Raw genomic sequence first — 23825 nt, forward strand, 5'->3', positions numbered from 1 at the left:
ACTTCGTTCAGGCCGGCGTTGGACCGGAGGAAGCAGAAGGCCCGGGGGCACCGTCGAATTGAATGTGATGAGCAGGCAGAGCACTGTTCGGACAGATCACGCTGCGACAATCCCTGCTTACCGGCTATCCCGGCGGCGGGTTCCTTCTCAGGTGATGGGCTCCATGGATAGGAACCGAAGGTCCGGGGCAGGGCGGGCGGACCATGGACGTTCCGCCCGCGACACGATCACGCCTGTGGAGATCGTCGTCAGGCGTTTCAACGCGCCCCGTGTCCGGCGTGTCTGGCAGCCTGGTCGATGACGTCGGCGACGGCCTTGGGCTGCGTCAGAAAGACGACGTGGCTGCCCTTCACCTCCTCGGTGTCGGCTCCGATGCGGCGCGCCGTTTCACGCAAAAGCCTCGGATCGATCGCGCCATCTTCCGTCGCCACGACGAACCAGCTGGGCTTCACCCGCCATGCCGCCTGGGTTACGGTTGCGTTGAAAACAGACATCGCGATCGGAACCTGCGAGTCACGCATGAAGGCGGCGTCGGCATCGCTCACATCGCCCGCAAATCCTTGCTTGAATTTCGGCCCGTTCACGAAGCCGAACCCGTCCGGCTGCTCTTCAATGATGAAATCGGGCGGCGGAGGGTACGTGGCGAACTGGTCGAGGGTGGATTCGCCGGCATCCGGCGCAAGGGCGGCGACATAGACCAGGCCAGCCACATCGGGGCCTGATCCCGCTTCGGTGATCACCGTGCCGCCATAGGAGTGGCCAACCAGGATGGCGGGGCCGTCCTGGCGGTTGAGGACGCGGCGGGTTGCCGCCACGTCATCGGCCAGAGAGGTGAGCGGGTTCTGCACGATGCTGACCTTGTAGCCCCGAGCCGTGAGCTCGTCATAGACGCCCCGCCATCCGGAGCCGTCGGCAAAGGCGCCATGGACCAGCACGATGTTCTTGACGGCCTGTGCCGGTGCGGTGGGCGTCTTGGACTGGGGCTGAGCCTGTGCGCCGCAGGCGAGGGTCATTGTTGCGGCTGCAACGGCGATGAGGTGGCGGATCTTAGCGGTCATGGTGTTCTCCTCCTGGGTTGGGGATCGGGTTGACTGCGCGTGCCGGCTGGAAAGAAGCCGGCATGGGGTGAAGCTGCCGATGCACATCGACGTAAAGCTTATCGCGATAAAGAAAATAGCGTGGCGTTTACCGAGGGTCAAGCGTAAAATTTATCGCGATACGGAATCCGGTGCCCGCCGGATGCAAGGAGCCCGATATGACCACCGAACCGAAGCGTCCGCCGCCTTTGGAGGACCAGCTCTGCTACGCAATCTATTCGGCCGGCATGGCCGTACAGCGGGCCTATAAGCCCCTGCTCGACGCGTTGGGCCTAACCTACCCGCAATACCTTGTCCTCAATATCCTCTGGCGGGAAGACAGGCAGACCGTCGGCAGCCTGGCCGAGCAGCTCGCCTTGGAGCCGAGCACCCTCACGCCGCTTCTGAAGCGGATGGAGACTGCCGAACTGGTGCAGCGAACCCGGAATCCCGGTGATGAACGTCAGGTGCTCGTGGTGCTGACCGACCAAGGGCGCGCCCTGCAGGACAGGGCCGGCTGCCTCGGCGAAACCTTGCTTGAAGCGTCCGGCCAGTCCCCTGCGGAGCTGGGAGATCTCAATCTGAAAGTCCGGCGGCTGCGGGATGGAATCTACAGCCGTATCGGCCGCTGGAGCCTCGATCGTTCCTGACGTCTGGCGCAAAGGCTTGTCGGACAGGCCGGGGCTGCGTGTCCATCAGGGCGATCCACAGGCTTGGCACCGCTCAGGGCGCGCGCAGTCCTTTCCGCCTGTTTCATCTGAAACCCGATCGCTCCGGGTTTGAAGCGTCCCCGAAACGGCAGCCCGCTACACCCCAGAAGCGGCTTTCCCGTGGAACGGAGACAAAGATGAACCAGGACAGATATCTGCGGCATCAGCTGGAGATCCAGGACGGCCTGCTCTCGGTCGTCGAGGCGGGGCAGGGACCGGCCATCCTGCTTGGACACGGATACCTTTGGGACTGGCGGATGTGGCGGCCGCAGGCATCGGTCCTGTCCGCCGGACGCCGTATCCTGATGCCGGAGCTATGGGGGCATGGCCGGTCAGGGGTCATGCCGGCAGACACACGAACCCCCGCCGATTTGGCGCGGCAGATGCTATCGCTGCTCGACCGGCTGGGAATTGATCGCTGCGTTGTGATCGGCTCGTCGGTGGGCGCGATGTGGGGGGCCCATCTGGCTGCCTCCGCGCCTGAGCGGGTTGCCGGGCTGGTGCTGATGAACAGCTATCTGGGGGAGGAGCCTGCGCAGAAGCGGATGGCGTACGCGGCGATGCTGGACCGGGTCGGGGCGGCGGGCCGTGTCGAGGACGAGATTGCCGACGCGATCACGCCCTTGTTCTTTTCCGCGGACATCCAGACCCGCGCCCCGTCATTGCCTCTCGCCCTCCGCCGGCAGCTCAGCGGCTTTTCCGCGGAAGCACTACGCCACTCGGTCGTGCCGCTGGGGCGGGTGATCTTTGACCGTCCGGACGCGCTGGCCGTGCTGACGGTCATCAAGACACCCACGCTCGTCATTGCTGGCGGCGACGACCGCGCGCGGCCGCCGGAGGAAAGCCGCCTCATGGCGGATATCCTCCAGGCTGAACAGGTCGTGATCAAACGCTGCGGACATACCGCCACTCTGGAGCAGCCCGAGGCAGTCAATGCCGCGCTCCTGGCCTTCCTGGACAGGCTGGAATGGGGCCCTCCAGCTCGATCCACAGCACTGACCGGTCCGGCGGACTGCTGACGCCCGGACGAGATCCGGCAAACGCCGGACCCGATGCGCCGCTCAAGACAATAACGCTCAACCGAACTGCCGGATTCCATGATCCGGCCCGCTCCCGGCGAGGAGAGCCCGATGAAGATGCCCACCAATGTCCGTGAGATAGCAACGTCACACGGCAAGATCGCTGTTGAAGATAATGAACGGGATGCGCCGATTCTGGTTCTGATCCACGGCAACTCGTCGTGCCGAAGAGTCTTCGACCGACAGGCCGGGAGGGCCCTGGGCAGGACCTATCGACTCATCACCTTTGACCTGCCGGGCCATGGCGACTCCGGCGATGCCGACCGACCGGAATGCACCTACACGCTCCCGGGACTTGCCGACGCAACTGCTGAGTTGCTCGCGAAGCTCGGCATATCGGAGGCTGTGGTGCTGGGATGGTCGCTGGGCGGGCACATCGCGATCGAGATGCTTGGGCGGTTCGGCGGGATCAAAGGGCTCGTGCTCACCGGGACGCCGCCCGTCAAGCATGGCGGCCTGGCCGACGGCTTCGTGCGTCCGCCCAATGCGGGACTGGCCGCCCGCCAGGATATGTCCGCCGCCGATATCGATATGTTCGCGCACCTGATCTTCGGTGAGCCGGTCGCTCCCTTCATTCGGGAGGCGATTAGACGCGCCGACGGGCGATGCCGCAGGCAGTTGTTCGAGGCGGCGCTTGCAGGCGCAGGCGTCGATCAACGCGCGGCCGTCGAGGCAAGTTCAGTTCCGATCGCCGTGATCAACGGCAGCGCCGATCCATTGATCAAGCTCGACTACATCGACAGCATCGAATACGGCAACCTCTGGGAACGGAAATGTCACCGCATCAACGGCGCCGGCCATGCGCCCTTCTGGCACGCAGCCGACGCCTTCAACGCCATAGTGGCGCGATTCCTTGATGACCTCCAAGCGCCCCGGCATGACCAATCCAATCTTCCTTACTGCCCTTTCCCGCTTACGCCTTACTTCTGATCCACCATTCGCAGGCTGAAGCTGCGGCGCTGTCGTTCCGGCAGTGCTCGCACTGCGCCGCGCCTGCAAGCCAGGCACTTCGCGCCGTGGCATTGGCTCGAGGCTGTCACCCGGACGCTACGGGCGTTCCTGCACGGCGAGGTGACCACCCCGTCCGACGCGTCCTGGCGGGACCGGCAGCCTCGGTCCCGCCAGAGGCGTTCAGAACAGGGTCTCGACCGGGACGTCCAGCATATAGCCGACGCCACGTTCGGTCCTGATCAGGCGGGGGCTGGAGGGGTCGGCCTCGATCTTGCGCCTTAGCCTCAGCACCTGGACGTCGACGCTGCGGTCGAACGCGTCCTCATGCGACCCCGTCGCCCGCATGAGCTGCGAACGCGAGAGTGGCCGGCGCGGGGCTTCCAGGAGCGCCAACAGAAGCGCATATTCCTTCCTGCTCAAGGGCACGATCGCGCCGGCAGGATCGGTCAGGACCCTGGTGCTGCACCGCAGGTCCCAGCCCGCAAAGCGATAGCTGCCGCGCACCGGGCCGATGGTGGAGCGCCGGCCCATCTCTTGACGCCGCAGGATGGCACGGGCCCGCGCCAGCAGCTCCCGGACGTTGAGCGGCTCGCCAATAAGGTCGTCGGCGCCGAGCTCGAAGGCGAGAATGCGGTCGATCTCCTCCTGGTCTCGTTCCGCGAACAGGATGACTGGCACGTCTGACCGGGCCCGGATGCTTTGCAGCATGTCGAATCCGTCCAACGGCCTGTGCCGGACATCCAACACGACGAGGCTGAAAGGCTGCTGTTGCAGGCAGCGCGTCACCTCGGCCGGCTTTGAACCAAGGGCGACGCACTGGTGGCAGGTGAGATGGTCGATGATCATGTCGCGGGTGCCGGAGTCTTCGGTGACCACCAGCATGCGTTCGAGGCGGGGGACGCCGGAGCGGCGTTGATCCGCCCCGGCATCTGCGAGCTTCGCCACTTGATGCATAGGCCCAATGTCTTCCATGCTTGGCGGTCAGCCGCGGCGGAGTCCCGGCGGTGCAACCGTCAAGCTGAGGGCTGCATGGACGGTCCCGCTGCCGCCGCTTCCCTCCCTCAGCCGTCTGCCGCAGGAAAATCCCCTTGAGACAGTGACATCAAAGCCCGTGCGTTCTGCGGAGCATCTGCGCTGCGCGCTCGCCAATGATCGCGCAGGGTGCTTGGGTGTTGCCTGTGGCCACTCGCGGCATGACGGAGCCGTCGGCGATGCGCAGGGCGTCGATCCCGTAAACCTTCAGTGAAGCGTCCACCACGGACATCCCATCACGCCCCATCTTGGCGGTGCCGCTCTGGTGCCAGTAGGTAACGGCAGCGTCGCGGATGAATTCCTCCAGGGCCGCCCCCTTCAGGTTTCCCGGCACGGACTCTCCGCGGACATAGGGCCGGAACGCCTTCGCATTGCCCAGGTCACGGCAAAGCTCGACACAGGCAACGGCGGTCTGCATGTCCACAGGCTCGGACATCATGTTGGCGTCGATCGTGATCTGGGCCAGCGGATCAGCGCTTTGCAGGCGCAGCCGCCCGCGGCTTGCCGGACGCGCCAGGCCGGCGAACATCGTCCACCCGTGCATGGGCACGCCGCGCGCCGCCGTCCGGTCGCTGGGGACTGGGAACTCGACTTGGCAGAACAGCAGGTCCGGCGCGTCCATTTCTGGACGGCTCTTCCAGTAAAGGGTGGCCTCGCTGCCGCTGTTCCGCGGCGCGATCGGCTCGGCATATTCCCAGATGCAGCCAAAGGACACATGGTCCTGGAGATTGCGGCCAACACCCGGCAGATGCTGCCTCACGGGAATCCCGACACGCTCCAACTCCTCGCGATCACCAATGCCCGAATGCATCAGCACCTTGGGCGTATGCATGGCGCCCAACGACAGGATGACCTCCAGACGTGCGCCGATCGTCAGGACCTGACCGTCGCGTATCACCTCGACACCGACGGCCCGGCGACCATCGAGCACCACGCGCCGGACAAGGGTGTCCGTCAGCACGGTCAGGTTTGGACGATCGAGCCAGGGCCGCACATAGGCGCGGTAGAGCGAGTGGCGGCGGCCGTCGCGCACCAGCGTGTCGGCGATGGCCGCACCGCCCGACCCTTCCATCATCCGGCCGTTCGGATGATCGAAAGTCGGGATGCCAAGCTCCCGGGCCGCGTCCAGCATCGCATGCGCGATCGGGCTCGGATCGGCCGCCGGCTGGACCCACACCGGCCCGGATGTGCCGCGGAAGCGGGGATCAGGTGCACCCTGCCAGTTCTCGATGCGTCGATAGATGTCCAGGACATTCTCATATCCCCATTCCGGATCGCCGGCTTCGGATGCGAAGAAATCCCAGTCGCTACGGTGCCCGCGCGCCCAGACCATCACGTTGACGCTGGATCCGCCGCCAAGTCCCTTTCCCATCGACATGGAAAGCGCGCGGCCGTTCACATAGGGGTTCGGCTCCGCCTGGAAGCTCCAATCGCGTTCACTGCCAAGATTGAGCGGCCATTGCGCCGGATCGAGAACCGTCTCGGCTTCATCATCGCCGCCGGCCTCGACCAGCAGCACCTCGACGTGCGGGTTCTCCGCCAGGCGTCGCGCGACCACCGAGCCTGATGCGCCGGCGCCGCAAACAATGAAGTCGTAGCTTGGCTTCAGCGCGGCTGTGAGCCGCGCCTGATTTTCACGGGCGGCAAGGGCGAATTCCCGTTCCTCGGAATGGAGGGGATAGGACGTCATCTGAACCTTCCTTCTTGCATGGGACGAACATCGCTCGGACGAGGCGCGGCCGATGACGCACAAGGCTTTGTACGATCCGGCTCCCGCTGTGCGAGGAGCCGGGGCACTTGTGCCGCCCCGGGCTGACAAGGTTCACGCCACTCAAATGCGCGCCCTTCGCCGGATCGTATCCGCGGCCCGAGCCGCAGGATTCCGGCCACAATCAGGCCCGCACCGCGGGAGGACAGGGCCACCTGTCCCGCCGCGGCGAGGTGAGGACTATCAAATCTATCAAATTCTGCAAAGCTACCATTTTGCTCTCCAGCCACTACATTGGTATGTATCGATCCGGAGCGGGGGGTTGGTCCGCCTGCGGCCAACTGGCGAGACACCATGGGCAAGACGAACAACGATATTCTCACCACTGCCGAGGCGGCCAAGCTGTTGGGCGTTTCGGTTCGGACAGCGCAGCTGTTGATCGAAGGTGGAACCGTGCCGTCCTGGAAGACGCCGGGTGGGCACCGTCGGGTTTATCGCGCCGACATCGAGGCGCTGATCGAAGGGCCTGTAACCGCCCCGAACCCGCCCACGGCGAACGTCATTGTTGTTTCATCATCTGAGCGGGCCGTGGTTTATCGCCGCTTGTTCGGGTCCGTCCCGGAGTGCACCGCGGAAATCTTCGTGGACCCGCATGCAGCGCTGTTCGTGATCGGCTCCGTGCGCCCGCACGCCATCATCATCGATCTTGGGGATGCGGACCCCGGACGGTTCGCACTCCTGCAAAGTCTCGCGGCCAATCCTTCGCTCGGCCAAACTCTTGTTCTTGCTGTCGGCGCCACCGGAGAAGGTTCTACATCCGGCAAATCCGGGAAAGTGGTTCACGCCGACGATCCCGCCCACGCGGTGGCGGCGGTGCGCAGGTCCGCGGCGGATGTCCCTGACGTTTTCATTCCGCACGCTGGCGACGCCTTCCCGATCGCGCTCAACGAAGGCCAGAGGCTGGTCGCCCTCGAACGCTCCGGGCTGCTGGACACGCCGCCCGAGGAGGCATTTGACCGGGTAACCTGGCTGGCCGCCCAGACCCTTGAGGCGCCGATTTCGCTTATCACCATGCTCACTCCCACACGGCAGTGGTTCAAGTCGCGCCTGGGCATCGACCTTGCGGAGACCCCGCGCAGCTGGGCGTTCTGCAATCACACAATCCTGCAGAAGGGTGTTTTCTCGGTGGAGGACTTGGCTGCTGACCCCCGCTTTGCGGACAATCCCGCGGTGGCGTGCGACGGGGGCTTCCGTTTTTACGCCGGCGCCCCCATCCTCGACAGCGAAGGCTTCGCCGTAGGCTCACTGTGCGTGATTGACCACAAGCCTCGCACTTTGAGCGCGCGGGAGGCGCAGGCGCTCTCGGCCCTGGCGGCCCTGGGATCCACCGAGGTCCGCCTCCGGAGCACCGAGCGTCAGCTGCGCGAGGCGCTCCGGCAGGCAGAGCGGGAAGGGGCGCCGGCGGGCATGGGATGGCCGCATGCAGCCAAGCGCGGCCGTGCGATCCCGTGAAAGGTCGAACGGCGCCCGACGATGGGCTCAGGCGTTGCAGGAAGCAGGAAACTCGACCCTGCCCAGGCGGCCGTCACAAGCTGACACTCCATCGCCTCAAGCCCAGCCCATGCCTTGTTCGAGGTAATGTGCAGCGATGACGCTAAGCCCCAGAAATCTGCGGTGCCCGCGTCAGAGCTGCCTGGTCTGTCGGGCAGCGCCTTGGCGCGCTCATACCGTCGGAACCGTGCCGCCGTCGATCACGTACTCTGTGCCGGTGATCGTTGCCGCCAGATCCGACGCAAGGAATGCAACGAGATTTGCGACCTCGGCGGGCTTGGACGGGCGCCCGATCGGAATGCCGCCGAGCGAGTCCATGATGATCTTCTTGCCACCTTCGTAATCCGTACCAGCCTGTTGGGCGAGGCGCTCCGCCAGACGGACGGAGGCGTCGGTCTCGATCCATCCCGGTGACACCCGTACGACACGAACGCCCTTGGGAGACACCTCCTTCGACAGGCTCTTGCTATAGGTCGAGAGCGCAGCCTTGGCGGCGGCATAGCCGGTCGTGGCCTCCGGCAGAGGAAGCAGCCTTTGGATGGAGGAAACGTGGATCACAGCCCCGCTCCCCTGCCGGATCATGCCGGGCACAAGCTCCCGGTCCAGCCGCACCGCGGGGAACAGATTGAGATTCAGCTCCTTCCACCATTCGGCATCGGTCAGCGCCGCGAAGCCACCGCCGGGCGCCGACGATCCGCCGAGCATGTGCACTATGATGTCAACGCCGCCCAGCCGCTGGCGCGCCGTCTCGGCCACGATGGCGCAGCCTTCCTCGGTGGTGAGGTCGGCAGCAACGAAGAGCTCCGCCGGCAACGTCTCCGGCCGCGAGCGGGCCGTCGTCAGCACCTGTGCGCCAAGCTCCCGGAAGAGGTCGACTGTGGCAGCCCCGGCGCCCCGTGTGCCGGACGTGATCAGGGCGCGCTTCCCTTTGAGCGTGAGGAACTCCGACATTACCGAATCTCCAGCTCAGTGACTTTGTTGCTTCCCAGCGTGAAGACGAACTCGAGCATTGCGGGACTGTTGGGGAACCGCCCGCTCACCTCGGCCCGGACTGAAACCCTGTTGCCGATCCTGGTCATCTCGATTGGCTCGGCGACGTGGTGGTACTTGGCCTTTGCGGCAAGCCACCAAGCCCGTATCGCCTCGATACCCGCATGGACACTGCGCTCATCCTTCACGACGGCATTGGTTGAAAACACCTGCGCCATGGCATCGCCGTCCTGGCCCTTATCGACTTTGAAATACGCATTCACAGCTGAGGGAAGGTCCATCCTCCTGCTCCTTCATGACGTGACGGGTGGGATCGCTGGGGAACATAGGACTGGATTATTGTGCTGATAATAGGGATAGTTCGGCATGCGAAGATGAAGAAACCGGGATAATGATCCGAGCAGGCCTGACCGATCTGGATGCTGTCATCGCGATTGCCCGCAGGGGATCGTTCCGGGCCGCAGCGATTGACCTTGGAATGTCCACAACCGCCTTGAGTCACGCGATCGGCAAGTTCGAGGCGAGCCTGGGTGTGCGCCTGTTCAACCGCACGACCCGGAGCGTCTCGCTGACCGATGCGGGCCGGCTCTTTGTCGAACAGATCGGCCCCGCGCTTCGGGACATCCACGGGGCCATGGACGCGGTGCGCTCTCAGCGTGAGACGCCGTCCGGAACGATCCGGATCAATGCCGCTCCGTTCGCAGCGCGTGACATCATCTCGCCGCTTATCCTCGAATTTCTTCGCCGCTACCCGGACATGAATGTCGATCTGGTCACCGAGGGACGGCTGGTCGATATTGTTGCCGAGGGTTTTGATCTGGGTGTGCGCGTCGCCGATCTCGTTCCAAGCGACATGATCGCCGTTTCGCTCGGCCGCCCCCAACGGTATGCGGTCGTCGGCTCCCCGGCTTACTTCGAGGACCATGACAAGCCTCGGGTTCCTCCGGACCTCCTCAATCACAGCTGCGTGCGTGTGCGTCTGCCGAACGGGGCGCTTTACCGGTGGCGCTTCGAGAAGCAGGGCGGGGCCGCGCAGATCGACGTGCGCGGTCCAATCACGCTGGACGAAGCGGGTCTGGCGCGAACCGCCGTCAGTGAGGGCATTGGTCTCGGCTTCTTCCTGGAACAGGACGTGCTTGCCGATATCCGGGCAGGACGCCTCATCCGGGTTCTGGAAGATTGGACGCCGCCCTTTCCGGGTCTCTGTCTCTACTATCCCGGACGGCGCAACCTGTCTGCCGGACTGAAAGCCTTCCTCGCCTTGGCTCGCGCGTCCGCCGGGCACGCGTTAGAGCCGCGAGACGCTGCGCCATAGGAAGAGCAGCAGCGTCAATTTCTTGAGCTTCGGCCGCACCATGGGCTGGGCATGTCTGCTTCGGATGGCTTTGGCTGCATCGGCCCCGCGGCGCAGGTCTGGCAGGCCTGAGCCCTGTGTCGGCGATGATCGGCATTGGAGAGGTTGGCCAGGCGACCGAACTGCTTCGCAACCTGGCCGCGGCCGGCAAGGACCCATTGGGCCTGCACAAGTGATTTGAAGCGCTTCATCGATCGCTCCTGTCGGCCTCCATCTCAGGCGTTGAGCGCCTGCATGACCCGGTCGGGCGTGAAGGGCATATGGCGCAGGGCGTGGCCCGTCAGGGCGAGGAAGGCGTTTGCGACCGCTGCCCCTGTCATCGGCACGCCGATCTCCCCGGCTCCGGTCGGCGGGGCGTCGCTGTCGATGATCCGGATTTCAATCTCCGGCACCTCATCGGCCCGCAGGATCTCATAGTCATAGAAGTTGCTCTGCTGCACCTCGCCGTTCTTGATCGTGATCCGTTCCTTCAGCAGGCCGGACAAACCGTAGATAATGCCGCCTTCGATCTGGGCCAGCATGTTGCGGGGCTGGACGGCGATGCCGGCATCCACGGCCGCAAAGAACCGGTGGACCCGGATCTGGCCCGTATCCGTGTCCAGCGAGATCTCCGCCACGCCAGCGCCGCGCGTGCCCTTGTAGCCGGCATAGGCAAGGCCGTGCGCCCGGCCTTCCGGCGGGCTTCCGAAATTCGACATGGCGGCCACAGCCTCCAGCAACGCCAATCCGCGGGCGTTCGCCGCCAGGAGCTGACGGCGGTAGTCCAGGGAATTGGTTCCGGATCGCCGCGCCAGCTCCTCCACAAAGCATTCGGAGGCGAAGAGGTTGTGCCCCCAGCCGATGCCGCGCCATGCCCCCAGGCGGGCCCGCCGTTCCGTATTGATGTGCTCGGCCAGCAGGTTGGGGACGGCATAATCGGCGATATCGCTGCCTTCCATGATCAACAGGTCGCGGCCCTCGGCGCGTGTAAGCCGGTCGGGAGCGAGATAGCCGAAGATGGACGGGCAGGCGACCCGGTGATGCCATGCGGCGATCGTGCCGTCCGGGTTCAGCGCTGCCCGCAGCCGGTGCGCCGTGGCCGGGCGGAACCACCCATTTGCCACATCGTCCTCCCGCGTCCAGATCAGCTTGACCGGACGCCCCGCTTCACGCGAGAGGATCAGTGCGTCGCGCAGCAGGTCGCGGGCGAAGAAGGTGCGCCGCCCGAAGGCGCCCCCCATCTGCATGGAGTGGAAGCGAATGCGGTCCGGGGTGGTGCCCAGCACCTGAGTGGCCACAGCCAGCGTCACCGTCTGGCTCTGGGTGCCGATCCAGATCTCGGCTCCCTTTCCGTCCGCATCCACATGCGCGACAGCCGCCAGGGGCTCCATCTGCGCGTGATAGACATGGTCGGTGGCGTAGTCCGCTTCCACGACGCGGGACGCGCCGGCCAGGATGTGATCCGGCTCCCCACGGGAGGACCAGGCCACGCCGTTCCGGCCAGGGTCCTGTGCCGCCATGATGTCGCGCGCCAGATCGGCGTCGCTGTCGGCCTTGCGGAATCCGGAGCCGGTCGTCCATTCCACCTTCAGCGCGTCGCGCGCAGCGAGTGCGATCTCCCACTGTTCCGCCAGTACGGCAACCGCGTCGGCCAATGCCATGACGCGCACCACGCCGGGAATGGCTGTCGCCGCCGCATCATCCAGGGCGGCCACGGCTTCTCCTTCCACTGGCGCCCGGAGGAGAGCGGCGTAGAGCATGCCGGGGACACGGACGTCGATCGTATATTCGGCGGCACCCCGGGTCTTCGCCGGTACGTCGAGGCGCCCGACATCGCGGCCGATCAGCCGGAAGCCGGCGCGCGGCTTCAGCTCGGCATCGGTGACAGGGGGCACGTCGGTGACGATCTCCGGCAGCGACGCGACATCGCCGAACCCAAGCCGCCGCCCACTGGCCTCATGGAGGATGAAGCCGGGTCGGGTCGTGACTTCGGACGGGGCCACCTGCCAGTGACGCGCCGCACTGTGGATCAGAACGCGCCGCGCCGTGGCGCCGGCCCGGCGCAGGATCGGGAAGTAGCCCTCCACGGAGGAGCTTCCGGCCGTGTAGAGCACGCCGCCCGTCTTCGGGTTTCCATAGATGCCGTCCGGATCGTGGGTCACCGGTTCGACCCGCACCTTCGTCCAGTCGGCGTCCAGCTCCTCCGCCAGGATCAGGGGCAGGGCTGTCATCACCCCCTGGCCCATCTCGGCGGAACCCAGCTTGATGGTCACAATGCCGTCAGGTGCGATGGAAACCCAGGCATTGACCTGCCGCGGCTCGGCATCAGGCCGAGCGGCATGCGCGGGCGAGGTTTTCAGGAGCCCGCCCGCGGCGATCAGGAAGCTCAATCCGCCGCCGCCAGCGAGGAACAGGCGGCGGGTAAAGGCAGCTGCATCGTTCGTCGCCATGGATCAGCCCTCCCGCGCTGCGCGTTGGATCGCCTTCACGATCCGTGGATAAGTTCCGCACCGGCACAGGTTCGGCGCCATGTGCCGGACAATCTCATCCCGCGTCGGTTCGGCCGTTTCCGACAGCAATGCGGCCGCGCGCATGATCTGGCCGGGCTGGCAGTAGCCGCACTGCGGCACCTGCTCGGCGATCCACGCCCGCTGCAAGGGATGATCGCCTGTTTCCGACAGGCCTTCGATGGTTGTGATCTCCGCCTCCGCCAGCGTGCCGCTGGCGGTCTGGCAGGCGAAGACGGGCTGCCCATCCACATGCACCGTACAGGCGCCGCACAGGCCGGTGCCGCAGCCATACTTGGTGCCTGTCAGTCCCAAATGCTCCCGCAGGACATGGAGCAGCGACGTCTCCGGCGGTGCATCCACGCGCACCGGCCTGCCATTGACGAGCAGTTCGATCATGATTGTGCTCCTTGGGTAAGGGATGGTGGCCTTGTCTGATGGTCCGGGCCGCCGAGCGCGTAGATGGCAGCGTTGTCGCGTCTGGGGGGCATGGCTTTACCCGCTGCCGACAGCAGGGCCGGCACGGCGAAGACGGCGATCCTATAGGGGCGGCGAAGCGCATAGGCGACAATCCACATGTGGTTCTCCGGACCGGTTTCAGGTGCGGGGCGGGACCGCCACGCGGAGCCGGAATTCTGCAGTCGGCAAAGGAGCCCGGCCGGGCTGCGGGGAGCGGCAAGGGGACCCGGCCGGGCATCGGCTCAAGCGGGGCAGATGGCCGACGGCCGCTTTGTGCGGCAGAGTTGTCGCTAGCCTTTGTCCTGATCCCGCCTGTTTCGTATCGGGCTGTCGCAAATGGCGGGCCTGACACAATTCGGTACAATTTCCCGCTTCGGCGGTGTCGCAGCCCATGCCACAGTCTGGGCGAATGGCGCCCTTGCACGCCCACCGGTGTTCCATGTCCGTGATCGTGTCCGACACAGCCGCCCACATACTTCTGGTGGACGACCACCGCGATATCCGGGAGACGCTGGCGCGCTATCTGGAGCGGCATGGGCTGCGCGTCACCGCGGCCGAGGATGCCGCCGCGGCCCGGCGTGCGCTTCGTGCCACGGCGCCGGACCTGGTGCTTCTCGACATCATGATGCCGGGCGAGGATGGGCTTAGCCTCTGCCGCCATCTGCGGGAAACCACGGACCTCCCCATCATCTTTCTGACCGCGGTCGGTGACGCGATGGAGCGGGTGATCGGCCTGGAGATGGGGGCCGATGATTACGTCACGAAGCCATTCGAACCGCGCGAACTGCTGGCCAGGGTGCGCGCTGTGCTGCGCCGGAGCCGCAGCCTGCCGGCAGGCTCCGCCGTGCGACGGGGAGAGAACGGCCGGCTCGGCTTCAACGGCTGGACGCTGGATCTTGGCCGGCGGGAGCTGACGGGGGCGGACGGCGTCGCTGTGTCGCTCAGCACGTCCGAGTTCCTGCTGCTGGAGGCGTTCGTGCGCCATCCCAACATGGTGCTGACCCGCGATCAACTCCTGGACCTGACAAAGGGCCGGGCGGCGGAGGTGTTCGACCGCAGCATTGACAATCAGGTGAGCCGGCTGCGCCGCAAGGTGGAGGCGGACCCGCGCAATCCCATCTTGATCAAGACCGTCTGGGGCGGCGGCTACTGCTTTGCCGCGGACGTGAGCGCGAGGCCATGATCAAAGCCCATCTCCGCCGCTTTCCCCGCACGCTGTTCGCTCAGATGGTCGTCCTGCTGGCGGCCGCGGTCCTCGTCGCCAAGCTGGGAAGCTGGTTTGCCTTTATGGATGAACGGGCCTTTGCTGTTCGGCAGATGCACGTGTTGGACACCATCGCCCGCGTTGGCGCCGCGGTGCGGCTGCTCTCCACCACGCCGACAAACCTGCACCAGGACATGCTGGAAGCTGCCAGCGGACGTGAGTTCCGGTTCTGGCTGGCCGATCGCCAAGCTGTGGACTATCAGCCGGCGATCCCGGAGGCCGAGGCCGCAAGAGACCGGTTGCGCAGCCTGATCGGACCAGGGGCGCGGGATATATTCGTCAAGCTGTCGCGCCCCGACGATGCGGCCGGCGAAGCGTCGGGCCAAGCCGCCGACGTCGCCCTGAAAATGTCCGTATTGCTGCCCGACGGGCGCTGGCTGAACGCGGCCACCTACCAGACCCAGCGGCTGCCGGGCCTGACACGGCCCATGCTCCTCTCCACCTTGTCCGCCGTTGGCGTGCTGGCGCTGGTTTCCTTTTTCATCTCCCGCCGCATCGCCCGTCCGTTGCAGTCCCTGGCCCTGGCGGCTGAGCGGTTGGGGCGCGGAGAAGCGGTAAAGCCGCTGGATGAGACCGTTGGACCGGAGGAGGTGCGTCGGGCCGGGGCCGCCTTCAATGCCATGGGTGCCAGGCTGCGCCGGTTCGTGGACGACAGAACCCGCATGCTGGCCGCCGTTGGCCACGATCTGCGGACCCCTATCACCAATCTGCGCCTGCGCGTCGAACTGCTGGAGGAGGGGGAGACCAAGGCGCGGATGCTGGATACGCTGGACGAGCTTCGCCAGACGGCGGAGACCATGCTGTCCTTCGCCCGCGAGGAAGCCGGCGAGGAGCCTCGTCCGGCGGATATCGCTTCCCTGGTGGAAAGCGTTTGCGACGACATGGCGGAGGTCGGAGCGCCCGTCACCTGTGACGCCTCCAGCAAACTCGTGGTGATCTGCCGGCCGGCTGCCCTGCGCCGGGCGGTCCGCAATTTGGTTGAAAACGCTGTCGCCTATGGCGGTTGCGCCCGCGTGGTCTTGTCCCAATCCGGCGGAGAGGTGCGGATCGTCATTGATGATGACGGTCCCGGCATTCCCCACGGGGAGATTGAGCGCGTCTTCGACCCCTTCGTCCGCTTGGAGGATTCCCGCAATCGGCGTACTGGCGGCGTAGGGCTCGGCCTGTCAATCGCCCGGTCCATTGCCCGTGGTCATGGCGGCGACATATGGCTGGAACGGCGCCCTGAAGGCGGCCTCCGGGCCATTCTGAACCTGCCGATCTGCAAGAGTCTGCCATAACCCCGGCGTGATAGCGGTAAACATCGTTATACAGGTTGCCATGACTGTCCAATACCAGATCCCATTGATCAGGACCTATGAGGCTCGTTGTCAGCCGCAAGCATTCAGGAAGCGGACCCCGATTATGGGTTGGGATCACTGTGCCATCAGCGGCACGGTAAGGTAGGTCAGCACAGGCGCGCAGAAGCGCGTGATGATCCTGGAAGACGAGAGGGTCGTCGCTCTACATGCCGCGCGGCGCAGAGAATCCTGGAGAGCGACCGCCCCGGCATCGTGCTGACCAGTCACCCGCTGACGGTCGGCTTGACGAACAAGCTGGTCCAGACCCACGGGGCACAAGGCATTCCCTTTGCCTGGATGAGCGGGTGCTCACGACGGGAAAGACCGGCGGGATCAGAGCCGGTGCTCCGGAAGCCCTGGAAGCCGGATGTTCTGCGCTATATCTTCGAATTTATTTGTAGCCGCATAGTATGTCCTGCCAGTGGAGAGTAGGATGCAAGCTGTCAGATGTGGAGGGTATGTACGGCGGCGTACAAAGAAATTCCTCTACATCCGAAGAACGAGTTGCGATTCTGCTGGTTATTTGGCACCCCTTTCACCAAGGTGCGACCATGCGGATATTGGTTGTAGAGGATGAGGCGCTGCTCGCCATGTGGGCCCGTGACGTGCTGGAAGGAGCTGGCCATACTGTCAGCGGGGTGGTCCAGACACGGGCCGGCGCACTGGCGTTGATCGAGACGGGAGAACCCGACCTTTTACTGATGGACATCAATCTGCCCGACGGGCGCGGGATGGGAATTGAACTGGCACGGTATGCCTGGAAACGCTGCGTGACCCCCTCGCTTTTCTTGACCGGTCAGGTGCACGAGGCCAAGGCCAACCGGGATGCGGCACTCGGCTGTCTCGGCAAGCCCTGCAACGAATCCACATTGCTGGCCAGCATCGAAGCCGCCGGCCAGCTCATCGGTGGACGGCCGCCACAGGCCGTTCCGGCGGGACTGGAGCTGTTCAGGTCCGCACCGTAAGGGCGCCGCGGGCGGCGTTGATCATCATCATCTCGCCCACGGCCTCCGGCGTAACCAGCCCGACCAACCGGCCATCCGCGTCCATGACGCCAACTGTGTTGTTCGCCCCTGAGGCAGATTAGGTTCTGGCATAAGATCTGCGCCGCTGCATCGGCTGTCGGTACAGACCGGGACAACCACAGCAAGGATGCCCTGATCAAAGGCCGGAGGAGCGTGGAGGCTCAAGCGAGCAGCGATGTCGTCCAGATGATTGCGCCCCAAGGCACCACCGTGACCGCTGCAAGGATCATCGCACGGATGGCCGGGGGAAGCTTCATCTCCTCGGCACGGGACTGGCTGGCGGCGATACGACAAGATGACATGTGACACCTCACAAGCAGGTTCTCGCCCGAGAATTGCGCACGTTAATTACCAAATTCCTACCAGAAACAGGCGTTGCTTGCTAAAATGGCGGATGCACAAGAATTTTCTTACCAGACCGCGCTCGTTTGAATGAGACCAAGGCAGTGTTCACGTAAGGCGCTTCCCAGGTCCCGAGATGCCCCAGCGTCTGCCAGATATGCCCAGCTACAGGAAGCATCTCCAACTTCGGCGCGATTGCGTTCACCGCGCCCCTGAGCGCAAGGAGCCACCGTCCAACAGGCCAGCGGCCCGGACTTTCGACCTCCGCGTCGACGCGAAGACGGACAGCCTGCGCTTCTATCTTCTAGGTTCTTCCGCCCGGCACCGGATCGAGCATGTCGGCTGCCGCACCCCGACGGATATCGAGGGGCCGCTGATCCTTTAGGCGGCTGCACGCGGCGCTGCGCGAACCCCAAGCGCCCAGACCGGCGGCCTTTCCGGGCGCGGCGGTGGTTCGCAATGGAAATCAATCGGTTGAGAGGCCTCTCTCCCGAACGGCCTGGAGCACTTCCCACTGTGCTTGCGCAGGTTCGCGCAAACAGGCTGATTCCGGTACCCGCGACAATGAGTTAGGCTGGCCCCGGTCGCCCCTCATGCAGAGGCGTGGATTGAAACCGACCCGGCGCGGCGTGGCGGTGGTGTCCGCGAAAGCCGGCCCCGGGGTGCACACTTGACGGTCAGCTCCGCCTCACAGGTGCCGTAGCGTTTGTATGAGGTTCCTGGCCCTCGCCCTGGCCGGTCTCGTCTGGTTGATCATGACGATCCGCGTCTGGTATCCGGCGGAAGGATCGTTGGCCGCGACAAGGGAGCCATCAGCGACCCGCCGGCCGATGCGACCTCCGCCAGGACCCACATTGCCGGTGCCGCCTGATCAGCCGCGCGAACGACGCCCTGATGGAGATGCGCTCGGTTCCCTCCGGCCCGCAAGTCCGATCCGACCCGGTGCAAGAGACGCCCTTGCAGCAGACGGCGCAAGATGCCATTTTCATGTGGCACGTTGCGCAAGGTTCGGAGAGGGACATGGGAGTTGCAACGCTTCAGGAGCGCCAGCGCGTGCTGACCTCCGCCCTTCTGGGACTGGAGAGCACGCCCGGCTCCGATCTGGATGCCGTCCGGGTTGTCCGCCGCCGACTTCAGCCGGAGGCGATTTCCTCCCTGCGCCAAGCGGGGGTGGAGCGGCGCGTGCTGGACCGCATCGTGCCGCGCCGCACCTTCGAACATCGGCGCCACCGGCAGGAGCTGTTGTCGCTGGAGGAAAGTGAGCGGGCCTACCGGACGGCCAGCATCCTGGCCCTCGCCGAGGCGGTGTTCGGCCGGCGCGAGAAGGCCCTGTCCTGGCTTGCTTCGCCCAAGAGCTCGCTCGGGGGCGAGGTCCCGATGGAGCTGCTGGACACGGACATCGGCGCCCGTTTGGTGGAGGAGGAACTGGTCGCCATCGACGAGGGCTTCTTCGGGTGAAGCTCTGGCGTATCAGCAATTATGCCGACCTGCAGGGGATCGGCGGACTGAGGGCGTCCGGCCGTTGGCATACCCGTGGGCGGCCGATCGTCTATCTGGCGGAAAGCCCGCCGGGCGCCCTGATCGAAGTTCTGGTGCATGTGGATGTCAGCCGGCTCGAGGATCTGCCGGACCGCTACACGCTGCTGACCATCGAGGCGGACGGGGATATCGGCTTGGAAAGCTGCGTGGACCTGCCCGATGACTGGGCCGAGAACCGGCAGGTCTCCCGCGCCGCCGGCGATCGGTGGCTGGAAGGTGCACGTTCGGCCCTGCTGCGCGTGCCGAGCGCCATCATGCCCGGCATCTGGAACGTCCTGCTGAACCCGCTGCACCCCGATGCCCATCGGCTCCGGATCACCGGCACGGCGAGCCTGCCTTTCGACCGCAGGCTGTTCAAGATCGTCAAACCGTAGCGGTCTCCCGGTCAGGGTGGTCTGGGCCATGCCCGGTCGCCCAGGCTATGCCACGACGTTCACCCTGGTCAGAACCTGCCCGCCGGCATGCGGCCGATGCGTGATCCAGTGCAGGAACTCCGCTCGCACCGTGTAGGTTCCAGGGGCAACATCGGCGTGACGGACCAGGATTCCATGCCGTTGCGCCGAGGTCATGAGAATGGGCTGGTCCGCCTCGATCCGCTCCGGCCTGGCATAGTCTCCCCGTGTTGGGTTCCAGCGCTGCGGGCGTCCATCGGATTCCGCGATGTAGCAGGGAAAGGGAAAGGTCACGTGCAGCGTGCTGTAGGATGCATTCAGCACGCGGATCAGGGCCGTCCTGCTGCGGGGCACGTTCACGACGGTATTGGCCTGCGTCAAGGTGCGGCTGTTCGGGATTCCGCTGCACAGGAAGTATTTCGGCTCGAACCGGTCCAGCCCCACATCCTCGCCGCAGATGCCGGCCTGATGGCTCAGCTCATGCCAGCGCGGGTCGACATCGTCATAGATCCAGATCGCCTCGGCCGCATAGGCCAGGTCGCGCGGTTCCAGCGGGCTGATGTCGTCCGTGGACCGGGCGGCGTAGAGTCTGCCGGGACCGTTGGGCGGATCGACGATCAGCATGCCGTACATGCCCATCTCGAAGTGCAGCACCGTGTTCTTGTGGCAGTGATAGAAGTAGGTGCCGGCCTGCGACGCGTACCATTGGTAGGTATAGTCGCTCTTGACCTCGAAGGAGGTGTGGCCGACCCCGTCATTCATCGGCGTCGGGTCGATCCCGTGCCAGTGGATCGTATGGGTGTTCTTGCCGGATTTCAGCTCGCAATGAACCACGCTGCCTTCATTGACGCGGATGATCTTGGACGGCCAGGTCCGGTCGCCGCCGCTGTCGTCCGGGTCCTTGAAGCCCCAGAACGGAAGCACTTTGCCGTCCGCCATCGTGACGCTGAAATCAGCGACCTGCCGGTGGAACCTCACGGTCGGCGTCAGCCTGTCGGGCGTGGCCGGACTGCTGGCGAACACCCGGCAGCCGAACTCATCGAAGGCTTCGGGATCGGCAGGGGCGCGCGGAATGATGGTCTCGTCCGTCATGGAACCGGTCTCCTGCTGGGCTAAGCGCTCTCGATGACCCAGTCGCAGACGAGCCCCATGGGATAGGAGCCGCCGCCGGAGGTCTGGGAGATCTCGTTGTGGCAGTGCATCGGATACGCCAGCGGGAACCGCTCCTGCGTCATCGGCCATTTCGCAGCCGGAATGTCCGGCGGCTTGCGGAAGGGGAGCAGGTAATCGGCAACGGCGCCCGGCGGCATGGTCCAGGTGTCGATCTCCTTCACGTTGGAGAGCGGCCGGGAAGGGCCGGGCTCACCGCGACTGGAACCAACGGCATAGATGTGGTTGCCGTGGATGTGGGGGGAGTGCCAGGCAAGGCCGGCATTGGCGATGCGCAACAACAACGGGTCGCCGATCACCCCGGTCGGCACGCAGTCGGGATCGTGCACGGCATCGTAGCCGCTGTGGCCGTTCAGCGTGAAATAACGGGGCCGGAAGTCGTTCATGAAATCCGAGGCGGAGAAATCCTCGCCCGCCCGTGCCCGGGCGCACCAGCGCTCATCCACCTGGTTGAAGACCCAGACCTTCTCGCGGGCCGCCCCGTGCCGCCAGCGCTTGCCGGGGAACGGGTTCTGCGCCAGCCGGCCGAACAGCGCGTCCACCGCGCTCCCGGGCGGCGCATCCGCGGCCGCATAGGGCATGGGCTTGCCGTTGCTGGTGGCGTTCTCCGCCCCGTCGACCACGATGATGCCGTGCAGGCCGAGAACCCGGTTCACCGGCGTCTTCTCCGGGTCCACATACATGAAGGTCCCGGACCGCGAGGCCGTCAGGGTGACCTCGCCCCGCTCCCCCGGCGGGATCAGCCCCATGGACGGCCCCATGCCCAGGATCTGGAAATCATGGGCGCGGCTGCTGTTGTTGAGCACCCGGAAGCGGACATTCAGGCCGGGTTTGATCCGGATCACCGGGCCCGGCACGGTCGGCTGCTCATCCTTCAGGGAAAAGGCGTACATGAACACCTGTTTCCCGTCGATCAACTCCAGCAGAACATCGTGGATCTCAAGGACGATCGTCTGATCGTGACCGTCTTCCGGGACGGAGACCTCATCGTCGACCATGGTCGTGGCGCTCGCCATGGATAGAGCTGCACACCCAAGCAGCCCGGACATGATGACGGAGCGTCGCCCCACCGCTTCCAGCATGATCGCGCGTTTCATTGCCTTCCCCCAGAGCAGGGTCATCGCCTCGCGTCCGGTGCCGGACCTGACTGATATGTAGCCCTGAGACGAAACGAGCAGCGCGGATTTCCAAGATGAGTCGGATTAATACTGAAGAAGGCGGAATAAATATTAGGCCGGTCTTAGTAAAACCGTAAGTGATATATAGGCGGGAGCAGAGCCGGGCGGCATGGCTGATGATCGCAGGTGGAAGCTGGTGGCCGGCCCAGCCCGGGAAAGCCGCATTTCCCGTAATACCGTTCGCCCCCGCCGGCTCACCTCGTCGAAGCGGCGGCGACCGGCAATCTGCTGGACCATGAGTCCCGATGTTCCGATCGCCTGACCGGGAGCGCTCGCAACAACATGCCTCAGCCTGCGTTCGAGCAAGGTGATGATGGCGGCCGCACCTCGCGGTGAGGAAAGCAGATAGGTCTCTCAGAGCAAGGGGACAGGAGAGAGGGTTGCTGCTTCAGGACTGGATGCGTGATCTCGGTGGCGTCGGTTGGGGGCGATGTGACGGAGCTGGAGAATGGCAGTGGCGTTGGCGACCAGGGTAGGACGCTGCTCGACGCCGATGTGCAGATCCTCCGTCAGCTTTATGCGGAGCATCGGAGAGAGACCCGCCTGCTGGCGGCGGAAGGCTGCATCGCCGTGCTCGTTGCCATTATTCTCGGCGTCGCCATCACGCGCCATAGTGTCTGGGGGGCCGTTCTGGCTGGACTGATGCTCAGCCTGATCGGCGCCATCATGGTTCCCGTACTCACGGAACGCCGTACACTGGCTCAGCAGATTGATCGATTGCAACGATCCATCGTTGCCTCGGGCTTTCGGGTCGAAGTCCAAGGAAGAGACGTGCGGGTCCGCGCGCAGAGGGCCGGCTCAGAAGATTGATCCTGGTCGGATCAGTCGGCAGGCCTGTATTCCGCACTGACGCGGCGATTGACGCACCCTGTCTCGATAAGACCTCTATTTCACATCCGGACCAGCTGGAGGGCTTAGTCGACGTGCCCGTTCCGACCGGATGGCGACCAGGGTCTCCGTACGCAGGTGGCTCTCGAACTCCCGCGCCTCGGTGGCCCCTCCGGGGCTGAGGATCAGCTTGTGCTCCACCGGACCAAAGCACTGCTCCACGGCCGAGCTGGCAATCTCCGGGTCCGGTCGCTCAGGTTCCTGGGTGAGGTGCTGCGCAACCTGCGTATCGATGCACTCCTGCAGCGCCCGATGTTCCGCTCGTGTCGGCCGCACCCCCTGAAAATGGGGCGATGAGAGCGTACACCCCACCAGAGCGGCGGCGATGGCTCCTGCACCGGTAAGCTTCCATAGGCGTTTCATAGCCTTGCCGCGTCCATTCCTTCAGCCCAGAAGCGAAGATCACGAGAAAGGTCCTGACGGTTCTGCCGTCCGGCGCCTTCTGCCGCTTGCGCCAGTCCAAGAACAGGAAAACCCGCTTTTCGTCCTGAGCCTGGCCGGACCAAGGATGGAACAAGCGTCAGTGTATCCAGGAGGGGAGGTGCCGCCATGGCGGTTCTGTCCGCCGATGGCGCCAGCGGCGATGTCGTTCCAGCTTGGACATTCACGCCGATGGGGCATGCCAGAACCCAGGGATATGTGGCTGCCTTTGACCTGGATCAGCGTCCGCAGGACATGCAGGGCCGATAATCAGCTCCGCACGCAAGGAGACAAGTCATGTCGGCACGGGTTCAGATTGGCATCGAGAACGAGGACGGAAGCGTCACCTACGTCCACTGCAACCTTGAGGGCGACCCGGCCGGCATCGGTCAGGTGCTCAAGGAGGCATGGAGCGACCGCACAGCCCTTGGCGAATTGTTGGCCATGGGATGCCTCGCTCGGATCGGCTACGATCGGGGAACGGCGCACCCGCCCCTTCACCTTGCCTGTTCCGGGGTCAAGGATTGGGTGAACCGCTATGGCGACATGTGCGAGTTCTATCATCGCGACTGGTATGATGGCTGGAGCCGCCAGGATGGCCCCTGGACGGCTGACAGCATCGACGCATTTGCGAGCGGCATGTCCGGGAAGGCTGACATCGCGGCAAGCCATGTGCTGCGCAAGACAGGTCGTTGGCACCTCATCCGCAAGGCAGCTGCCGGCATGTCTGCTGGCTGTGTTGCGCCACAGCCGTCGCGGCTTGCCAATTGGCTACGGCCTGTGCCTGGACGGTGCGCAGGGTAGGGCAGGAGACAAGAGGCGCAGCATCGTCCTTTCGCGCCGCCACAGCGGCTGGTGCCAGAGACCGGCG

General features: G+C 65.0%; 24 protein-coding genes. 14 read left to right on the top strand and 10 right to left on the bottom strand.

The genetic code is table 11. The features are described 5' to 3' along the window. Positions 1 to 257: 257 nt before the first annotated feature. Positions 258 to 1058: an alpha/beta fold hydrolase gene (locus tag DOL89_RS22470; RefSeq protein WP_119681597.1), complete on the bottom strand. Its 801-nt coding sequence runs from the start codon at positions 1056 to 1058 to the stop codon at positions 258 to 260. Positions 1059 to 1255: 197 nt separating this feature from the next. On the opposite strand from DOL89_RS22470, the gene DOL89_RS22475 reads away from it, so the two are divergent. The 3 genes from DOL89_RS22475 (at position 1256) to DOL89_RS22485 (ending at position 3795) form a co-directional block, all read left to right on the top strand. Further along, entirely contained in the window at positions 1256 to 1726 is a 471-nt protein-coding gene (locus tag DOL89_RS22475) for a MarR family winged helix-turn-helix transcriptional regulator (protein WP_119681598.1), read from the top strand. Between the two features lie 197 nt (positions 1727 to 1923). Continuing rightward, on the top strand, positions 1924 to 2805 hold the full coding sequence (locus DOL89_RS22480) for an alpha/beta fold hydrolase (protein WP_119681599.1): 882 nt from the start codon (positions 1924 to 1926) through the stop codon (positions 2803 to 2805). 111 nt (positions 2806 to 2916) lie between these two features. Further along, positions 2917 to 3795, top strand: coding sequence for an alpha/beta fold hydrolase (locus tag DOL89_RS22485; protein ID WP_225890064.1), 879 nt, complete (start codon positions 2917 to 2919; stop codon positions 3793 to 3795). A gap of 201 nt (positions 3796 to 3996) precedes the next feature. Here DOL89_RS22485 and DOL89_RS22490 read toward each other — a convergent pair whose 3' ends face one another. Together DOL89_RS22490 and DOL89_RS22495 are read right to left on the bottom strand one after the other, a co-directional pair. Further along, positions 3997 to 4770 carry a winged helix-turn-helix domain-containing protein gene (locus DOL89_RS22490; protein ID WP_119681600.1) on the bottom strand — a complete coding sequence of 258 codons (774 nt, stop codon included), beginning with the start codon at positions 4768 to 4770 and terminating at the stop codon, positions 3997 to 3999. A 148-nt stretch (positions 4771 to 4918) separates the two neighbouring features. Then, positions 4919 to 6538: a GMC family oxidoreductase gene (locus tag DOL89_RS22495; protein ID WP_119681601.1), complete on the bottom strand. Its 1620-nt coding sequence runs from the start codon at positions 6536 to 6538 to the stop codon at positions 4919 to 4921. 372 nt (positions 6539 to 6910) lie between these two features. On the opposite strand from DOL89_RS22495, the gene DOL89_RS22500 reads away from it, so the two are divergent. Next, entirely contained in the window at positions 6911 to 8068 is a 1158-nt protein-coding gene (locus tag DOL89_RS22500; protein ID WP_119681602.1) for a GAF domain-containing protein, read from the top strand. Between the two features lie 210 nt (positions 8069 to 8278). On the opposite strand, the gene DOL89_RS22505 is transcribed toward DOL89_RS22500, so the two are convergent. Beyond that, on the bottom strand, positions 8279 to 9058 hold the full coding sequence (locus DOL89_RS22505) for an SDR family oxidoreductase (RefSeq protein ID WP_119681603.1): 780 nt from the start codon (positions 9056 to 9058) through the stop codon (positions 8279 to 8281). Continuing rightward, positions 9058 to 9378: a nuclear transport factor 2 family protein gene (locus tag DOL89_RS22510; protein ID WP_119681604.1), complete on the bottom strand. Its 321-nt coding sequence runs from the start codon at positions 9376 to 9378 to the stop codon at positions 9058 to 9060. The genes DOL89_RS22505 and DOL89_RS22510 overlap by 1 nt, the downstream gene beginning before the upstream one ends. 110 nt (positions 9379 to 9488) lie before the next feature. On the opposite strand from DOL89_RS22510, the gene DOL89_RS22515 reads away from it, so the two are divergent. Then, positions 9489 to 10412 (top strand): LysR family transcriptional regulator, encoded by a 924-nt coding sequence (locus DOL89_RS22515; RefSeq protein ID WP_119681605.1) that lies wholly within the window; start codon positions 9489 to 9491, stop codon positions 10410 to 10412. Between the two features lie 254 nt (positions 10413 to 10666). Here the strand turns inward: DOL89_RS22515 and DOL89_RS22520 are convergent, their stop codons facing one another. Both DOL89_RS22520 and DOL89_RS22525 read right to left on the bottom strand, forming a co-directional pair. Continuing rightward, on the bottom strand, positions 10667 to 12880 hold the full coding sequence (locus tag DOL89_RS22520; RefSeq protein ID WP_119681606.1) for a xanthine dehydrogenase family protein molybdopterin-binding subunit: 2214 nt from the start codon (positions 12878 to 12880) through the stop codon (positions 10667 to 10669). A gap of 3 nt (positions 12881 to 12883) precedes the next feature. Further along, positions 12884 to 13336: a (2Fe-2S)-binding protein gene (locus DOL89_RS22525; protein ID WP_119681607.1), complete on the bottom strand. Its 453-nt coding sequence runs from the start codon at positions 13334 to 13336 to the stop codon at positions 12884 to 12886. A gap of 499 nt (positions 13337 to 13835) precedes the next feature. On the opposite strand from DOL89_RS22525, the gene DOL89_RS22530 reads away from it, so the two are divergent. The 3 genes from DOL89_RS22530 (at position 13836) to DOL89_RS22540 (ending at position 16965) form a co-directional block, all read left to right on the top strand. Beyond that, complete coding sequence (locus tag DOL89_RS22530; protein WP_119681608.1) at positions 13836 to 14579, top strand: response regulator; 744 nt, start codon at positions 13836 to 13838, stop codon at positions 14577 to 14579. Further along, entirely contained in the window at positions 14576 to 15940 is a 1365-nt protein-coding gene (locus DOL89_RS22535; RefSeq protein ID WP_119681609.1) for a sensor histidine kinase, read from the top strand. Before DOL89_RS22530 ends, DOL89_RS22535 begins: the two co-directional genes overlap by 4 nt. Positions 15941 to 16551: 611 nt before the next feature. After that, positions 16552 to 16965 carry a response regulator gene (locus tag DOL89_RS22540; protein ID WP_162937811.1) on the top strand — a complete coding sequence of 138 codons (414 nt, stop codon included), beginning with the start codon at positions 16552 to 16554 and terminating at the stop codon, positions 16963 to 16965. Between the two features lie 221 nt (positions 16966 to 17186). On the opposite strand, the gene DOL89_RS25205 is transcribed toward DOL89_RS22540, so the two are convergent. Further along, on the bottom strand, positions 17187 to 17327 hold the full coding sequence (locus DOL89_RS25205) for a hypothetical protein (RefSeq protein WP_162937812.1): 141 nt from the start codon (positions 17325 to 17327) through the stop codon (positions 17187 to 17189). Positions 17328 to 17503: 176 nt separating this feature from the next. Here DOL89_RS25205 and DOL89_RS22545 point away from each other — a divergent pair, with 176 nt between their 5' ends. From DOL89_RS22545 to DOL89_RS22555, 3 genes are all read left to right on the top strand, one after another. Beyond that, positions 17504 to 17752 carry a CRISPR-associated endonuclease Cas2 gene (locus DOL89_RS22545; RefSeq protein ID WP_119681611.1) on the top strand — a complete coding sequence of 83 codons (249 nt, stop codon included), beginning with the start codon at positions 17504 to 17506 and terminating at the stop codon, positions 17750 to 17752. Positions 17753 to 18387: 635 nt separating this feature from the next. Next, positions 18388 to 18825: an antitoxin Xre/MbcA/ParS toxin-binding domain-containing protein gene (locus DOL89_RS22550; protein WP_162937813.1), complete on the top strand. Its 438-nt coding sequence runs from the start codon at positions 18388 to 18390 to the stop codon at positions 18823 to 18825. Then, a complete protein-coding gene (locus DOL89_RS22555; protein ID WP_119681613.1) occupies positions 18822 to 19280 on the top strand; it encodes an RES family NAD+ phosphorylase in 459 nt (152 codons plus the stop codon). Before DOL89_RS22550 ends, DOL89_RS22555 begins: the two co-directional genes overlap by 4 nt. Positions 19281 to 19325: 45 nt before the next feature. Here the strand turns inward: DOL89_RS22555 and DOL89_RS22560 are convergent, their stop codons facing one another. Both DOL89_RS22560 and DOL89_RS25210 read right to left on the bottom strand, forming a co-directional pair. After that, entirely contained in the window at positions 19326 to 20390 is a 1065-nt protein-coding gene (locus DOL89_RS22560) for a multicopper oxidase domain-containing protein (protein ID WP_162937814.1), read from the bottom strand. Positions 20391 to 20410: 20 nt separating this feature from the next. Next, the gene (locus tag DOL89_RS25210; RefSeq protein WP_162937815.1) at positions 20411 to 21565 is read right to left on the bottom strand and encodes a cupredoxin domain-containing protein; all 1155 of its coding nucleotides are present in this window, start codon (positions 21563 to 21565) and stop codon (positions 20411 to 20413) included. Positions 21566 to 22048: 483 nt separating this feature from the next. On the opposite strand from DOL89_RS25210, the gene DOL89_RS22565 reads away from it, so the two are divergent. The 3 genes from DOL89_RS22565 (at position 22049) to DOL89_RS22575 (ending at position 23758) form a co-directional block, all read left to right on the top strand. Further along, positions 22049 to 22456, top strand: coding sequence for a hypothetical protein (locus DOL89_RS22565; RefSeq protein ID WP_119681615.1), 408 nt, complete (start codon positions 22049 to 22051; stop codon positions 22454 to 22456). A gap of 627 nt (positions 22457 to 23083) precedes the next feature. After that, the gene (locus tag DOL89_RS25215) at positions 23084 to 23224 is read left to right on the top strand and encodes a hypothetical protein (RefSeq protein WP_162937816.1); all 141 of its coding nucleotides are present in this window, start codon (positions 23084 to 23086) and stop codon (positions 23222 to 23224) included. Positions 23225 to 23251: 27 nt separating this feature from the next. Continuing rightward, on the top strand, positions 23252 to 23758 hold the full coding sequence (locus tag DOL89_RS22575) for a hypothetical protein (RefSeq protein WP_119681617.1): 507 nt from the start codon (positions 23252 to 23254) through the stop codon (positions 23756 to 23758). Positions 23759 to 23825: the final 67 nt, after the last annotated feature.

Source organism: Indioceanicola profundi (assembly GCF_003568845.1).
Lineage (GTDB): Bacteria > Pseudomonadota > Alphaproteobacteria > Azospirillales > Azospirillaceae > Indioceanicola > Indioceanicola profundi.

Excerpts from the sequence above, each read along its gene's own strand:
- DOL89_RS22545 (WP_119681611.1), top strand. The coding sequence starts at position 17,504 with ATGCCCCAGCGTCTGCCAGATATGCCCAGCTACAGGAAGCATCTCCAA.
- DOL89_RS22490 (WP_119681600.1), bottom strand. The coding sequence starts at position 4,770 with ATGCATCAAGTGGCGAAGCTCGCAGATGCCGGGGCGGATCAACGCCGC.
- DOL89_RS22520 (WP_119681606.1), bottom strand. The coding sequence starts at position 12,880 with ATGGCGACGAACGATGCAGCTGCCTTTACCCGCCGCCTGTTCCTCGCT.
- DOL89_RS22575 (WP_119681617.1), top strand. The coding sequence starts at position 23,252 with ATGTCGGCACGGGTTCAGATTGGCATCGAGAACGAGGACGGAAGCGTC.
- DOL89_RS22535 (WP_119681609.1), top strand. The coding sequence starts at position 14,576 with ATGATCAAAGCCCATCTCCGCCGCTTTCCCCGCACGCTGTTCGCTCAG.
- DOL89_RS22495 (WP_119681601.1), bottom strand. The coding sequence starts at position 6,538 with ATGACGTCCTATCCCCTCCATTCCGAGGAACGGGAATTCGCCCTTGCC.
- DOL89_RS22560 (WP_162937814.1), bottom strand. The coding sequence starts at position 20,390 with ATGACGGACGAGACCATCATTCCGCGCGCCCCTGCCGATCCCGAAGCC.
- DOL89_RS25210 (WP_162937815.1), bottom strand. The coding sequence starts at position 21,565 with ATGAAACGCGCGATCATGCTGGAAGCGGTGGGGCGACGCTCCGTCATC.
- DOL89_RS22475 (WP_119681598.1), top strand. The coding sequence starts at position 1,256 with ATGACCACCGAACCGAAGCGTCCGCCGCCTTTGGAGGACCAGCTCTGC.
- DOL89_RS22480 (WP_119681599.1), top strand. The coding sequence starts at position 1,924 with ATGAACCAGGACAGATATCTGCGGCATCAGCTGGAGATCCAGGACGGC.
- DOL89_RS22530 (WP_119681608.1), top strand. The coding sequence starts at position 13,836 with ATGTCCGTGATCGTGTCCGACACAGCCGCCCACATACTTCTGGTGGAC.
- DOL89_RS25205 (WP_162937812.1), bottom strand. The coding sequence starts at position 17,327 with ATGTCATCTTGTCGTATCGCCGCCAGCCAGTCCCGTGCCGAGGAGATG.
- DOL89_RS22505 (WP_119681603.1), bottom strand. The coding sequence starts at position 9,058 with ATGTCGGAGTTCCTCACGCTCAAAGGGAAGCGCGCCCTGATCACGTCC.
- DOL89_RS22500 (WP_119681602.1), top strand. The coding sequence starts at position 6,911 with ATGGGCAAGACGAACAACGATATTCTCACCACTGCCGAGGCGGCCAAG.
- DOL89_RS22550 (WP_162937813.1), top strand. The coding sequence starts at position 18,388 with ATGGGAGTTGCAACGCTTCAGGAGCGCCAGCGCGTGCTGACCTCCGCC.
- DOL89_RS25215 (WP_162937816.1), top strand. The coding sequence starts at position 23,084 with ATGGCGGTTCTGTCCGCCGATGGCGCCAGCGGCGATGTCGTTCCAGCT.
- DOL89_RS22470 (WP_119681597.1), bottom strand. The coding sequence starts at position 1,058 with ATGACCGCTAAGATCCGCCACCTCATCGCCGTTGCAGCCGCAACAATG.
- DOL89_RS22485 (WP_225890064.1), top strand. The coding sequence starts at position 2,917 with ATGAAGATGCCCACCAATGTCCGTGAGATAGCAACGTCACACGGCAAG.
- DOL89_RS22540 (WP_162937811.1), top strand. The coding sequence starts at position 16,552 with ATGCGGATATTGGTTGTAGAGGATGAGGCGCTGCTCGCCATGTGGGCC.
- DOL89_RS22515 (WP_119681605.1), top strand. The coding sequence starts at position 9,489 with ATGATCCGAGCAGGCCTGACCGATCTGGATGCTGTCATCGCGATTGCC.
- DOL89_RS22525 (WP_119681607.1), bottom strand. The coding sequence starts at position 13,336 with ATGATCGAACTGCTCGTCAATGGCAGGCCGGTGCGCGTGGATGCACCG.
- DOL89_RS22510 (WP_119681604.1), bottom strand. The coding sequence starts at position 9,378 with ATGGACCTTCCCTCAGCTGTGAATGCGTATTTCAAAGTCGATAAGGGC.